This window comes from Nitratireductor indicus C115 (genome assembly GCF_000300515.1).
In the GTDB taxonomy this organism is placed as follows: domain Bacteria; phylum Pseudomonadota; class Alphaproteobacteria; order Rhizobiales; family Rhizobiaceae; genus Nitratireductor; species Nitratireductor indicus.
The window spans coordinates 312,751-326,489 of the sequence record NZ_AMSI01000005.1; the positions used below are offsets into that span (position 1 = coordinate 312,751).

At 61.4% G+C, this 13,739-nt stretch carries 13 protein-coding genes; 3 read left to right on the top strand and 10 right to left on the bottom strand.

The window, feature by feature from the left end:
• Positions 1 to 134: 134 nt before the first annotated feature.
• The 3 genes from NA8A_RS09730 to NA8A_RS09740 form a co-directional block, all read right to left on the bottom strand.
• Positions 135 to 2,012, bottom strand: a complete 1,878-nt coding sequence (locus NA8A_RS09730) for an ABCB family ABC transporter ATP-binding protein/permease (RefSeq protein WP_009450270.1) — start codon at positions 2,010 to 2,012, stop codon at positions 135 to 137.
• On the bottom strand, positions 2,005 to 2,379 hold the full coding sequence (locus NA8A_RS09735) for an ArsR/SmtB family transcription factor (RefSeq protein ID WP_009450271.1): 375 nt from the start codon (positions 2,377 to 2,379) through the stop codon (positions 2,005 to 2,007). The genes NA8A_RS09730 and NA8A_RS09735 overlap by 8 nt, the downstream gene beginning before the upstream one ends.
• Positions 2,380 to 2,554: 175 nt before the next feature.
• Complete coding sequence (locus NA8A_RS09740) at positions 2,555 to 4,045, bottom strand: LysM peptidoglycan-binding domain-containing protein (protein WP_009450272.1); 1,491 nt, start codon at positions 4,043 to 4,045, stop codon at positions 2,555 to 2,557.
• A gap of 110 nt (positions 4,046 to 4,155) precedes the next feature.
• Here NA8A_RS09740 and NA8A_RS09745 point away from each other — a divergent pair, with 110 nt between their 5' ends.
• A complete protein-coding gene (locus tag NA8A_RS09745) occupies positions 4,156 to 4,767 on the top strand; it encodes an LOG family protein (RefSeq protein WP_009450273.1) in 612 nt (203 codons plus the stop codon).
• A 218-nt stretch (positions 4,768 to 4,985) separates the two neighbouring features.
• Here NA8A_RS09745 and rarD read toward each other — a convergent pair whose 3' ends face one another.
• The 7 genes from rarD to cysS all read right to left on the bottom strand — a co-directional run bounded on the left by rarD (position 4,986) and on the right by cysS (position 11,531).
• On the bottom strand, positions 4,986 to 5,900 hold the full coding sequence (gene rarD, locus NA8A_RS09750) for an EamA family transporter RarD (RefSeq protein WP_009450274.1): 915 nt from the start codon (positions 5,898 to 5,900) through the stop codon (positions 4,986 to 4,988).
• Between the two features lie 110 nt (positions 5,901 to 6,010).
• The gene (gene cimA, locus NA8A_RS09755; RefSeq protein WP_009450275.1) at positions 6,011 to 7,627 is read right to left on the bottom strand and encodes a citramalate synthase; all 1,617 of its coding nucleotides are present in this window, start codon (positions 7,625 to 7,627) and stop codon (positions 6,011 to 6,013) included.
• A gap of 101 nt (positions 7,628 to 7,728) precedes the next feature.
• Positions 7,729 to 8,682, bottom strand: a complete 954-nt coding sequence (gene pip / locus NA8A_RS09760) for a prolyl aminopeptidase (RefSeq protein ID WP_009450276.1) — start codon at positions 8,680 to 8,682, stop codon at positions 7,729 to 7,731.
• A complete protein-coding gene (locus NA8A_RS09765; protein ID WP_040672209.1) occupies positions 8,679 to 9,170 on the bottom strand; it encodes a GFA family protein in 492 nt (163 codons plus the stop codon). Before NA8A_RS09765 ends, pip begins: the two co-directional genes overlap by 4 nt.
• The gene (locus NA8A_RS09770) at positions 9,167 to 9,658 is read right to left on the bottom strand and encodes a GFA family protein (RefSeq protein WP_009450278.1); all 492 of its coding nucleotides are present in this window, start codon (positions 9,656 to 9,658) and stop codon (positions 9,167 to 9,169) included. Before NA8A_RS09770 ends, NA8A_RS09765 begins: the two co-directional genes overlap by 4 nt.
• Positions 9,659 to 9,675: 17 nt before the next feature.
• Complete coding sequence (locus NA8A_RS09775) at positions 9,676 to 10,059, bottom strand: VOC family protein (protein WP_009450279.1); 384 nt, start codon at positions 10,057 to 10,059, stop codon at positions 9,676 to 9,678.
• Entirely contained in the window at positions 10,056 to 11,531 is a 1,476-nt protein-coding gene (cysS, locus tag NA8A_RS09780) for a cysteine--tRNA ligase (protein WP_009450280.1), read from the bottom strand. Before cysS ends, NA8A_RS09775 begins: the two co-directional genes overlap by 4 nt.
• Before the next feature lie 486 nt (positions 11,532 to 12,017).
• On the opposite strand from cysS, the gene NA8A_RS25370 reads away from it, so the two are divergent.
• Both NA8A_RS25370 and NA8A_RS09795 read left to right on the top strand, forming a co-directional pair.
• Positions 12,018 to 12,188 carry a transcriptional regulator gene (locus NA8A_RS25370; protein WP_157174139.1) on the top strand — a complete coding sequence of 57 codons (171 nt, stop codon included), beginning with the start codon at positions 12,018 to 12,020 and terminating at the stop codon, positions 12,186 to 12,188.
• A gap of 262 nt (positions 12,189 to 12,450) precedes the next feature.
• Complete coding sequence (locus tag NA8A_RS09795) at positions 12,451 to 13,734, top strand: NAD(P)/FAD-dependent oxidoreductase (RefSeq protein ID WP_009450283.1); 1,284 nt, start codon at positions 12,451 to 12,453, stop codon at positions 13,732 to 13,734.
• Positions 13,735 to 13,739 lie beyond the last annotated feature (5 nt).

The following is a 13,739-nucleotide window of genomic DNA, read 5'->3' on the forward strand; positions in this document are numbered from 1 at the left end:
GTTTCAACGAAAAGATGAGGCAATATGAGCCTGTCTTTTCGCCGCATCGGCGGGTGTGCTTCAGGCGACCCTGCGGCATGGCTTGCCAATCAAACCCGGGAAGCCACGACGCTTTCGGCCCGTGGCAGGCTGCTCTAATAGGCGGGTTCACCACGAACGACCACGCCGAGTTCGTCCGTCTCGCGCGCCTTGCGCAGGCGCTCTTCGGCTTCCGTTGCTTCGCGCTGACGGTCCCACATTTCCGCGTAGAGGCCGCCTGCGGAGAGAAGCTCCGCATGCCGGCCCCGCTCTGCGATCTCGCCCCCCTTCAGGACGATGATCTCATCGGCACCAATCACCGTGGACAGGCGATGGGCGATGACCAGGGTCGTGCGGCCCCGGCTTACCGTGTCGAGCGCGGTCTGAATTTCGCGCTCGGTATGGGTGTCGAGAGCAGACGTTGCCTCGTCGAGCAACAGGATGGGCGGAGCCTTGAGGATCGTGCGGGCGATGGCCACGCGCTGCTTCTCGCCGCCGGACAGTTTCAGGCCGCGTTCGCCCACCATGGTGCGATAACCATCCGGCAGGCTCTCGATGAAGGCGCCGATCTGCGCCAGATCGGCAGCATGGCGCACCTCTTCTTCGGTCGCGTCCGGACGGCCATAGCGAATATTGTAGGCAATGGTGTCGTTGAAGAGCACCGTATCCTGCGGGACCATGCCGATAGCCGAGCGCAGGCTCTTCTGTGTGACGTCACGCACATCCTGCCCGTCGATGGTGATCGTACCATCCTGCACGTCATAGAAGCGGAACAGGAGCCGCGAAATGGTCGACTTGCCAGCCCCTGAAGGCCCGACCACAGCAACCGTGCGACCCGCGGGTATCTCAAAATTTATGCCCTTGAGTATGGGGCGCTCCGGATCATACGAAAAACGAACGTTCTCGAAGCGGACCGTGCCCTTTTCAATCGCAAGCGGCCTGGCATCGGGCCTGTCGTTCACCTCAGCAGGCACATCGAGCAGATCGAACATCTGCTCGATGTCCGTGAGACCCTGACGGATTTCGCGGTAAACGAAGCCGATGAAGTTGAGCGGGATGGAAAGTTGCATCAGCATGGCGTTGATGAAGACGAAATCGCCGACGGTCTGCGTGCCTTGCATGACTTCCCAGGCGGAAAGCCCCATGGCCGCCGTCATGCCCAGGCCAAGAATAACGCCCTGGCCGAAATTCAACCATCCGAGCGAGGTCCAGGTGCGGGTTGCCGCATCCTCATAGCGCGCCATCGACTTGTCGAAGCGGCGCGCCTCCATGTCTTCATTGTTGAAGTATTTCACCGTCTCGAAATTCAGGAGCGAATCGATGGCCTTGGTGTTCGCGTCGGTATCGGAATCGTTCATCTCGCGGCGGATGCCGATGCGCCAGTCGCTCGCCTTGATCGTGAACCAGATATAGAGCCACACCGTCACCGCGACGATGGCAACATAAATCCATCCATAGGCGAAGGCGAAGATACCGGCGGCAAGCGCGAACTCGAGCAATGTCGGCAAGGAGTTCAAAATCGTGAAGCGGACGATGGTGTCTATGCCCTTCGTGCCGCGCTCGATGATGCGCGAAAGGCCGCCCGTGCGCCGCTCCAGATGGAAGCGCAGGGAAAGATCGTGCATGTGAACGAAGGTGCGATAGGCAAGCTGACGAACGGCATGCTGCCCGACGCGGGCAAAGAGCGCATCGCGCAACTGGTTGAAGCCAACCTGTATGACACGCACCAGATTGTAGGCGACCACCAGCATGATGGGCCCGGCAAGGATCGCGGGGAGGAAGGACGGCGGTGCGCCCTCGCCTGACAATGCGTTCGTTGCCCATTTGAAAAAGTAAGGCACAAGCACAAGCACAAGCTTGGCGACCACGAGGAAGACCGTCGCAATGAGAACGCGGCGCTTCAAATCGGCCCTGCCCGTCGGCCACATATAGGGCCAGAGATTGCGCAGCGTCTGGAGGGTCGAGCCTTCTGCCGACACGGTCTTTTCAGTCATTCAGTGCCGGCCCCCGCTTGCCGTCGTTCGAGTGTAAGGATTTCATGTTCTGCGCGTTCGAGCAGGCGCTCGCGAGCTCGGCCAACTCGCTGGCCAGACTTCCCAAGGCCTCGGTATCCACCTCGTAACGCGAACTCTGTCCCTCGGGTCGCATGCGCAGAAGGCCGGCCTCCACCAGCACCTTCAAATGCTGCGAGACCGTCGATTGCGCCAGCCGCAGATGGCCAACCACATCCTTGCAGCATGAGGCGTGAAGCCCGGACACATGCCGTAAAATCTCAATACGCGCCGGATGGGACAATGCCGCCAGACCAAGCGCCATAGGCTTGTGTGCACAGCAGAATTCCGGCTTCACATCCTGACGCATCGGAGAATTCCTTTTCATCGTTAATCGGCGATATACGATGAAATATTCCACGCATCAAGGGTACGAGGCAATGTTTTACCCAATACGGGTCAGGACAGGGACAGGCTCCAAGCGGGCCTGATCGACCGGCGAGGTTTCAAGAAAGGGCAGCGGCTCGCCTGTCGTGACCTGATCTTCAGCGGTTCGGCGTCTCGACTTCTTCCAGGCCCTTCATGTCCGCTGCCTCGCCTTCCTGCGTCTTTTCGGGAATGGCGAAAACCTGCCCCGGCCAGATGCGGTTGGGGTCCGATATCTGATCCTGATTTGCCAGATAGATCGTGGAGAAGCGGACACCGCGTCCATAAACGCGACGCGAGATCTGCCACAGCGTGTCTCCACGCCGGATGATCACGGAACCATCTACAGGTTCGAGCTTCGGCGCGGTCGTGGTTCCATCGGACGAAGCAGCGCCACCTTCTGCGACAGCAGGGGCCGCGGTCTCGCCATTACCGGCTGCAAACCTTTCCCCGGCAGGCTGCTGAGGCTGTGCGACAGCTGCCACCTGTTCACCCTCGGCACGGGTAAAGGGAACCGCCGCACGCGCAATGACCGTACGGCCATCGGCAGACAGCATATCCGCGCGCACGATATAATCGCCAGCGGGAAGATCGCGCACCGCCTCGATCAGGAAACGCCCGCTGGACGGGGTCTCCGTCTCGCCCAGAAGGATTTCATTGGCATAGACGCGAATACGCGTATCGGGCTTGGCCGTGCCCGCAACGAAAATCTGGCGACCGTCGATCTCCACCGCCTCGATATGCGGTTGCACTTCTTCTTTTGAAGGCTGGGCAGCGGTCTGAGGCTGGGTTGCCGGCGCCGGGATCGGCTGGGCTTGTGCAATCGCGGCCTGCCCGTCGGCAGGAGCATCCTGCCGGGTATCAGCGATGTTCTTGTCTGTCGCGGAAGCCTCCGGGGCCTGCGCCATCGGCTGCTGAGGGGCAGCCGCCTGACCGGCGGGCTGTTCAGCCTGCCCCTCTTTTAGAGGCCCTTGCCCGACCGATGGGTTTTGCGGCTGCGCTTCCGGAACGGTGATCAGCTTGCTTGGGGCGCCGGGCCTGTCGACCAGGGCAAGAACCTGACCGTCGGCATTGTCGGGCACCGTCACGATAGCGGTTTCAATGGAATTGGCCGCGACATTGTCCTGCGTCGTCGCACGCAGCACGATCTGATAATCGCCCGGCGCGAGCGGCTCGTCGAGCACCGCAGCGAAATCGCCATTGGCCCCGCTCGTCGTCGTTCCCAAAACGCGGGTTCCCTGCAGTATCTCGACACGCGCATTGGCAGACGCCCGGCCGGCAACCACCATCGAGCCATCCGGTTCGACGCGCACGAGATCGAAGGAAGGGGGAGACACTTCTTGATTAGAGACCGCAGGTTCCTGGCCCTGCGGCTGCGCTTCCTGCATGGCGGGAGCATTTTCGGGCAAACGCCCGGTTTTCTGCTGCGCTCCGCTTTCGGCGGCGACACCCTTGTCATTTTCCGCCTGCGGCTGCGGCGCGACGGCCACCGTCTCGGAACGGCCTTTCATATAGGGTTCGAAAACGCCCATGAAATATGCCGAAACAACGCCGGCCGCGACCGCACCGATCGCGAACAGAAGCCCCTTGCTGAGAGGTGACAATGCCATGAATTCAGCGCTCCGTTTTGATAACAGGCTGTAACGCTTTTTCACTGCTGCGACAAGAAAAAGCCTTTGACCACTTGACCATAAGCCCCGGCAGTAGAAGCAATAACCGAATGAAAAAGATTGAGTCGGTTTGCGTCTATTGCGGTTCCAGCAACGGGCGCGATGAAAGCTATTTCCAGTCGGGCCTGATGCTCGGGCGCTCGCTCGCGCAGGCGAAGTTGCGCCTCGTCTATGGCGCCGGCACGAAGGGCATCATGGGTGCTGTGGCGCGCGGAACGAAGGAAGCCGGCGGCGTGGTGACTGGAATCATACCTAAATTCCTGATCCGCAAGGAGGCGCCGGAGATCGAGCTGACCCAGCTCGATGAGCTGATCGTCACAGATGACATGCACCAGCGCAAACATGCGATGTTCGAGCGCTCCGATGCCTTTGTCGCCCTGCCCGGTGGAATAGGGACGCTCGAAGAGATCGTCGAGATCATGACCTGGGCACAGCTTGCCCGTCATGACAAACCCATCGTGTTTGCCAATATCGGCGGGTTCTGGAACCCGCTTCTGAAACTGATCGAGCACATGAAGGCGGAAGCTTTCGTCCATTCGGCGGGCCGCGTTCAGCCGCTGGTGGTCGACAAGGCCGAAGACATCGTTCCCGCCATCCTTGCGGCAGCGCGGAATGCAGCCCCGGCAAACGGGAATGACCGCGTCGAAGTGGACAAGCTTTAGATCGGTTTACCGTTTCACGGAAACCCTGCCGGCAGTGACGCCGTGCGTGGTTCGACAAGCCTGTCATGGCCATGTCACGCAAATGACGCTCGGCTGTTACAGATAACTGGCTAAATGTTCCTGCAAATCGATTTCGGTTGCGTCCTGACCCCGGCCTCGCCGCGCCGCGACCCCCGTCCATCGGCAGAGCCGGAATTGCCGCCTCCTTCGCGAGGCGGCTATTTTTTTGCCGCGATCAGGTCCTTCAGCAACGGCCCGCTATAGATCGCGAGCGCCACCCAGATCAGCGCGAAGGCAAACGCCTTGACCGTGTCGAAAGGCTCACGGAAGACGAAAACGGCAATCAGGAAGATCAGGGTCGGCGCGGTGTACTGCATGATGCCTATGGTCGAATAGCGCAAAAGCTTGGCCCCGAAGGCAAAAAGAATGAGCGGGATTGCCGTGGCAGGTCCGAGCGCCATCAGGAGGAAAATGTCCATTGGCTGCGAGGCCAGAAAATGGCTGTCGCCAGAGGCCACGGTCCAGAAAATGTAGGCAAGCGCCGGCGGAGTGAGCAGAAGAACCTCGAGGAAGAACCCCTGGCTTGGGCCAATCGGCAGCGTCTTTCGCAGGAACCCATAGGAAGCGAAGCTGAGGGCCAGAACGAGCGATATCCATGGCAGGCCGCCGGCATTCACCGTGAGGATGACCACTGCAAGCGTTGCAAGACCGACGGCCACGAACTGATAGCCCTTCAAACGCTCTCCAAGGAAGAGTGCCCCGAGCGCGACGTTTACCAGCGGGTTGATGTAATAGCCCAGCGCGGTTTCCACCGTGCGATGGGTAGCGATTGCATAGACATAGGTTCCCCAGTTGCAGGAGATTACGGCTGCAGTGAGTGCGGCCATGGCAAGTGTGCGCGGGGAGCGCAGTGCACGCTTGATGTCGGCGGTGCGCCCGAGCATGAACAGCACCGCCGCCGCGACCGGCACGGACCACACAATGCGATGGGCGACGATTTCCAAAGCCGGAATATGCACCACCGCCTTCATGTAAAGTGGCAGGAACCCCCAGAAAACATAGGAGGACAGAGCAAACAGGAAGCCACGCAGGGCGTCGTTCTGCGCGGCGGGCGCGGATGCCGTATCGCTCATGGGATATCCTCAAACCGAAACGGGACCGCCCTCTTCGGCACGGTCCCTCGTGAAATCCACTGTCTCACGGAAACCAACCCGCGATCCAATTCAAATTATTGGTCCAATGATCAATCCGGCTTGGGCGCGGGGTTCTCGCGGTTGCGGACCAGCTTGTAGACGATCGAATCCATCAGCGCCTGGAAGGAAGCATCGATGATGTTGTCGGAGACGCCCACGGTCGACCAGCGCGCCCCGGTGGAATCGAAGGATTCGATCAGAACGCGTGTGATCGCCTCCGTGCCACCGTTCAGAATACGCACCTTGTAATCGGCCAGCGCCAGATCGGCGATCTCGCGCTGATACTTGCCGAGATCCTTGCGCAGCGCGATATCGAGCGCATTGACCGGGCCATGCCCCTCGGCGACCGACATCAGCGTCTCGCCGTCCACCGTCACACGGACCACCGCTTCCGAAACCGACTTCAGTTGTCCGTTGGCATCGAAGCGGCGCTCGACCATGCAGCGAAATCCGTCCACCTTGAAGAACTCCGGCACATGCCCAAGCGTGCGGCGGGCAAGGAGTTCGAAACTCGCATCCGCTCCCTCATAGGCATAGCCTTCCGCCTCGCGTTCCTTGACGAGCGCGATCAGCGTGTCGAGGCGTGGATCGGCCTTGTCGACCGCAATGCCGCGCCGCTTCAATTCAGCGATGAAATTGGACTTGCCACCCTGGTCCGACACCATGACGCGGCGGCGGTTGCCGACCGTTTCGGGCGGTACATGCTCGTAGGTTTCAGGCTCCTTCAGAACGGCTGAGGCGTGAATGCCAGCCTTGGTGGCGAAGGCCGATGCGCCGACATAAGGCGCCTGCGCATTGGGTGCGCGGTTCAAAAGCTCGTCGAAGGCATGGGACAGGCGCGTGATGTCGGCGAGCCTGTCGGGAGAAAGGCCGGTCACGAAACGGTCCGCATAGGCGGGCTTGAGCATCAGGGTCGGCAGAATCGTGATCAGGTTGGCATTGCCGCAGCGTTCACCAATGCCGTTCATCGTTCCCTGCACCTGACGGACGCCGGCCTCGACCGCTGCAAGCGAATTGGCAACGGCCTGGCCCGTGTCATCGTGGGCGTGGATGCCCAGATGGTCGCCCGGAATACCCGCGGCAATCACCGTTTCGACGATGCTGCGGATTTCCGGCGGCTGCGTGCCGCCATTGGTGTCGCACAGAACCACCCAGCGGCTTCCGGCTTCATAGGCTGCCCTGGCGCAGGCAAGCGCATATTCCGGATTGGCCTTATAGCCGTCGAAGAAATGCTCGCAATCGACCATCGTCTCCTTGCCGGCAGCCACCGATGCCTCGACCGAAGCACGGATCGATTCCAGGTTCTCGTCATTGGTGCAGCCGAGCGCCACACGCACATGATAATCCCAGCTCTTGGCGACGAAGCAGATGGCATCGCTTTCGGCCCGAATGAGTGCCGCCAGTCCCGGATCGTTGGAGGCTGAAACACCGGCGCGCTTGGTCATCCCGAAGGCTACGAAGGCGGCGTCCCGCGTCCGTTTCTGCGCGAAGAATGCGGTGTCGGTGGGATTTGCGCCCGGATAGCCGCCCTCGACATAATCGAAGCCGAACGCATCGAGCATGCGCGCGACCGCAATCTTGTCCTCGACAGAGAAATCGACGCCCGGCGTCTGCTGCCCGTCACGCAATGTCGTGTCGAAGAGATAGATCCGTTCCTTGGATGCCATTGTATTTCCTTTTCCGCGCGGCGGTTTTCTGTGGTCTTCCGCCGTCATTTTCCGCCCCGAGACGGGCGGGCTGTGTCCGTCATAATCCGTGCCGGATCCATTCACCCGTCCGCGAAACCGTCCGTGGCGCGAATGAGACGATCGAGAATGCCCGGTTCCGAAAAGGCATGCCCCGCCCCCTCGATGATATGAAAGTCCGCCTCAGGCCATGCCTTGTGCAGCTGCCAGGCATAATGTAGCGGGCAAGGCATATCGTAGCGGCCATGCACGATGACGCCCGGAATGCCCGCAAGCCGCCCCGCATTGCGCAGAAGCTGCCCCTCTTCCAGCCATCCCGAATGAGTGAAGAAGTGGTTTTCGATGCGGGCGAAGGCGATTGCGAAATCATCCTCACCGAAGCGGTCGCTGGTTTCGGGTTCCGGCAGAAGCGTGATCGTCTCGCCTTCCCACAGGCTCCAGGCCTTTGCCGCCTCCAGCTGCACCGCCCGGTCGGGTGAAGTCAGGCGCTTGCGATAGGCGGCCATGAGGTCCCCGCGCTCCTCCTCAGGGATCGGCGCCAGAAAGCGTTCCCATTTGTCGGGAAACATCTGCGACACGCCGAACTGATAATACCAGTCGAGTTCGGCACGGGTGAGCGTGTAGACCCCGCGCAGTATGAGTTCGGAGACCCGTTCGGGATGGGTCTCCGCATAGGCGAGAGCCAGCGTCGACCCCCAGGAGCCGCCAAAGACCTGCCACCTCTCCACGCCCGCCATCTCGCGCAACCGCTCGATATCCGCGACCAGATGCCATGTGGTGTTGGCTTCAAGATCGGCGTGCGGAACCGAGCGGCCGCAGCCACGCTGATCGAACAGCAGGACGTCGTAGCGGGCGGGGTCGAACAGGCGGCGATGCTCCGGAGAGATACCGCCGCCGGGCCCGCCGTGGAGAAACACGGCTGGCTTGGCGCCACGCGTGCCGGCGCGTTCCCAGTAGATGCGATGTCCATCGCCGACATCGAGCATGCCGCTCTCGAAAGGCTCGATGGCCGGATAAAACGTGCGCAATTGCGTCATTTCAACATCTTTCCTGGAGCGTCATCCCTGGGCGGCCATTCGGTCGTATCGTGGTCGGGGTGCTGGTATGAAACGACCGCGATGCCTGCTTCCTGCAGCGTGTCCTGCGCCCGAGCCGGCTTTTCGAACAGGTGTTCGATCCATGGGAGACGCGCCGCGTGGTGCACCTGAACCTGCGGTTCGAGCCTCTCCGGCTCGTCGAAGGCCCCGATCGCGATCTCGATGCCGCCGTCATATTCATAGGTGAGCGGCGTTCCGCAGGCTGCGCAAAAACCGCGTTCGACGACATTCGATGAGCGAAACCGCGCCGGTTCACCACGCATCCACTCGAGATCATCGTTATAGGCGGTGACGAGCGCGGCGAAGAAATTTCCAAACTGTTTCTGGCACATGCGGCAGTGACATATGGATGGACGGCCAAGCCGTGTGGCGCGAAAGCGCACGGCACCGCACTGGCACCCGCCAGTGAAAACAGACGACGCGTTCATGAGTTTTCCTCCACCGGCCATTCAGCCGTGTCATGATCGGGATGCTGGTAGGAAACGAGCGAACGCAAAAACTCGACCGCCTGGGGATCGTCCAACGAACTGTGCCCCGGCAGGCGGGATATAGTGTCGGTATAGGGCAATTTACCCTCAAGCCCCCATTGCACCGCAGGGGCAATCTCATCGGGGTGATCGAAGGCGGCAATGGCGACCGCCATGCCGTCCGGCGCCTCGTAGGTGAGAGGGGTTCCGCATTCGGAGCAGAAGCCGCGCCGCACGTGGTTGGATGACCGGAAGCGCTTCGGTTCGTTGCGGACCCAGGAAAGCCGCGCCTCGCGAACCGAGACCAGCGGCAGCATGAAGTTTCCGCTCGCTTTCTGGCACATACGGCAATGGCAGACCGAGGCCTCGCCAAGCGCACCTTCGATGTGGAAGCGAACCGCGCCACACTGGCATCCGCCGGAATAGACGGGCTTGTTGTCGAGGCTCATTGAAACTCCCCTTCCCCCTATTCGGGCCTGTGGCAGACGGCTTCGATATTGTTGCCATCCGGATCGAACACGAAGGCGCCGTAGTAATCTGGATGATAGTGCGGCCTGAGGCCGGGAGCACCATTGTCCCTGCCGCCTGCTTCAAGGGCGGCCTTGTGAAAGGCATCGACCTCGGCACGCGTTGCGGCCGTGAACGCCACATGTTTCGGCTCGCCGGCGGCGCTCCCCTCGCTCAGCCAATAGACCGGCCGGTCGCGCCCATAACCACCCACCTTCATGCCGCCGGTGAATTCCGCCGGCACCATCATCAGAAGCGAGGCGCCGAGCGGCGCCATGGCCTTGTCATAGAATGCCTTCGCGCGGTCGAAATCCGCGACCCGAATGCCGATATGATCGATCACCGTTTCACCTCCCAGCGCGTCCGGCGGTCGCCGGTTTCAGGGTCCTTGTAGTCCATCAGCTGAATGTTCTGTGCCGTAAGCTCATCGCGGAGGCGGTCGGCTTCGGCGAAATTCTTTTCCCGCAGATGCCGCAAACGCTCTTCCACCAGTGCGTCCACCGCACCGGTATCGATATCCGCACCCGAAGCCTTGGCGGCGAACCAATCGCTTTCAGTGGAAGGCAGAAGCCCCAGGAGCCCGGCGCCCGCCTTGAGTGCGGCGCGGGCAGCCTCATTGCCCTTTGCCGCCTCGCCCCGCAGCTCGTGCAGGACAGCAATCGCGCCGGTGGTGCCCAGATCGTCGCACAGCGCAGCAAGCACGGTCGCGCAATCGCCACCGTCCACGGCCAGATCGCCCACCGCACGATACCAACCGTCGAGAACGGCTTCGGCCTCCTCCAGCTTGCGCACGGAAAAATCGATTGGCTCGCGGTAATGCGTCATCAGCATCGCAAGCCGCAGCACCTCACCGGACCAGGAACGGCCGCCGAACTTCTCCGTCGCCAGCAATTCATGAATGGTGATGAAATTGCCCTCGGATTTCGACATCTTGCGGCCTTCCACCTGAAGGAACCCGTTATGCATCCAGTAGCGCGCCATGCGGTCGGTGCCGTGGGCGCAGCAGGATTGAGCGATCTCGTTCTCGTGATGCGGGAAGATCAGGTCCAGCCCGCCTCCGTGAATGTCGAAGACCTCGCCAAGATAGGCGGCAGACATGGCCGAGCACTCGATATGCCAACCCGGGCGACCGCGGATTGCAAGGGGAGCGCCGGCGATGGTGAACTGCGCGTCCCAGCCCGGCTCTTCGGGCGAAGAAGCCTTCCACAACACGAAATCGGCGGGATTCTTCTTGTGCGCCTCGACGGCCACGCGGGCGCCAGCCTGCTGGTCTTCGAGCTTGCGGCGGGAAAGACCGCCATAGGTGGGCATGGATTCCGTGTCGAAAAGGATTTCGCCTTTCGCCTCATAGGCATGGCCACGATCGATAAGAGATTGAATCAAGCTCGCCATATCCGTCAGTCCATCGGTGCGTGGCAAAACGAATTCTGTGGCGCGCGGCTCGATCGTGGGTGTGAGGCAGCCGAGCGCGGCGACATCGGCGTGATACTGATCCGCCGTCTTTTCGGTCACGGCGCGGATCGCCTCATTCAGTGGCAGAGCGGGATAATCGCGGCGCGCACGCGCATTGATCTTGTCGTCCACGTCGGTGATGTTGCGCACATAGGTCACGTGGTCGGCACCATAAAGATGGCGCAGCAGCCGGAACAGAACGTCGAAGACGATGGCAGGTCGGGCATTGCCGATATGCGCGTAGTCATAGACGGTGGGACCGCAGACATACATGCGCACATTGTCGGCATCGAAGGGAACGAAGTCTTCCCTGGCGCGGGTCAGCGTGTTGTAGACCCTGAGGCCCTTGAAACCATCCGTCATGCTCGCCTTCCGTCTCCGAATTTCCGTTTCACCCGCCACGGCCACATGCCCGCGACCGCGCAAACGCCCTGCAACAGGAAACCATCAAACGGCGACAGGCAACCAGGGCCGTCTGGCCTGGGCGTTTTTCTCTTCAGTGTGAGGGGCGAAAACGTCCGGACCAGCGGTGAGGCGCTAGCCGATAATGCAAATGCCGGTGATGGCGCAAAGCGTTTTCATGGCCGTTCTTATCGCCGCCGCAGCGAAAGCCGTCAAGACAAAAGGTGGAGATGAAGGCCCACCTGAAAGACTGGGGATGAGAGGCGGCCGAAAGGCTCCAACGCCAATCAACCGTTGCCTTCAAGCCACGTTTGTGAAGGAAATATTAAGGCTGCTGCTGCAATTTTAGCAATGTGTCTTGCCGCAGGAAGCGCCTCGTCAAGATTTTGTCGGATTCGATCCCCACCTGCGCGGACAGACGACAACGCGGTATCAAGGATTGAGAGTATGCCCCGCGAAACAAGCAAGCCAGTAGCCCAGAACCCACAAAAGGAACATGAGCTGCTCAGCCAGTATCACGCGGTTGGGCCGGCGGCCATTGCCGCCGCCCTACAGTGCAAGGCCGACAAGCCGGCGGAAACGCCGCGGCCGAGCCATTATACCACCCAGACCGATTGAACCGCAGAACGCCCTTTCGGGCGCCGGGTGACTTCCATCCGGAAAAATCGCGGTCAAACGGCGGGTAGCGGCATCGCTTGCATTTCGGCAGGCGAGAGCGGCGCGACGGGCTCCAGCATACGCCTTCCGGCGCGGCTGGCATTTTCGATGCGCCAACGGCATTGGATGATGCATTTTTTTCGCTTGGATGCGTGCGGGCGGACATGAGATGCGTGTACTTTCACCATGTCGTCCGCAAGGGCGTCCAGAAGGTCACCGCGCCATGAAGAACGATCCGCTTTCCCACGGCCTTTGGGAAAAGACCGCCCCCCCTGCCCCACAAACCGTATCCCTGGCAAGCGAGCTCCGCGCCGCCGTGGCAATCGTCGGCGGCGGCTTCACCGGACTTTCGGCTGCGCTGCATCTCGCGGAAGCCGGCGTCGACGCGGTGGTGATCGAGGCGGAAGAGATCGGTTTCGGCGGCTCGGGCCGCAATGTGGGGCTCGTCAATGCGGGCATGTGGGTCATGCCCGACGACCTGCCCGCAATCCTCGGTACGGACTATGGCGAACGGCTTTTGAAACTCCTGGGCGATGCGCCCCAAGCCGTTTTCGATCTGGTAAAGCGCCATGACATGGACTGCGAGGCGGTTCACAAAGGGACACTGCATTGCGCGGTCGGTGCATCCGGCCTCAAACAGCTGGAAGAGCGGGCCCGGCAATGGGCGGCGCGGGGTGCGCCCGTCCGGCTGCTCGATGCGCGAGAGACGGCAAGACGTGTCGGCACCGGCGCCTATTCCGGGGCGCTGCTCGATGAGCGCGCCGGCACGATCCAGCCGCTCGCCTATGTACGGGGCCTTGCCGATGCGGCGGTCCGCGCAGGGGCCCGCGTTTTCACGGGTTCGCGCGTGGAGCGCGCCGAGAGGAACGGAGCGGGCTGGCGCATCGTTACCAAAGACGGTGCAGTGACAGCGGACAAGGTTATCGTTGCCACCAATGCCTATACCACTTCGCCATGGCCTGAAGTGCGGACGGAGCTCGTTCACCTCCCCTATTTCAACTTCGCAACACCACCGCTGCCTGCATCGGCGCGCGAACGCATTCTGCCGGGGCTCGAAGGCGCATGGGACACAAAGCAGATTCTAACGTCCTATCGCTGGGACAAGGCAGGAAGGCTCGTGTTCGGCAGCGTCGGTGCGCTGAAAGGGACCGGCCGCACCGTTCACCGGAAATGGGCTGAACGTGCCATGACGCGGCTCTTTCCCGAATTGAAAGGCGTGGCTTTCGAGAGCGCCTGGTACGGACAGATCGGCATGACGGCAGATCACCTGCCGCGGTTTCACCGGCTTTCGGAAAATGTGGTCGGATTTTCCGGGTATAATGGGCGCGGCATCGGACCGGGAACTGTTTTTGGTAAAACACTTGCCGAACTCGCGTCGGGCACACGTACGGATGCGGAGCTTCCCCTCCCCGTTACCAAGCCCGGCGTCCGGGCTTTCCGTCCGATCTACGAAAGCGTTTACCGCTATGGCTCGGAAGCTGCCCATCTCGCAGGCATGCTCGGCTGATACGA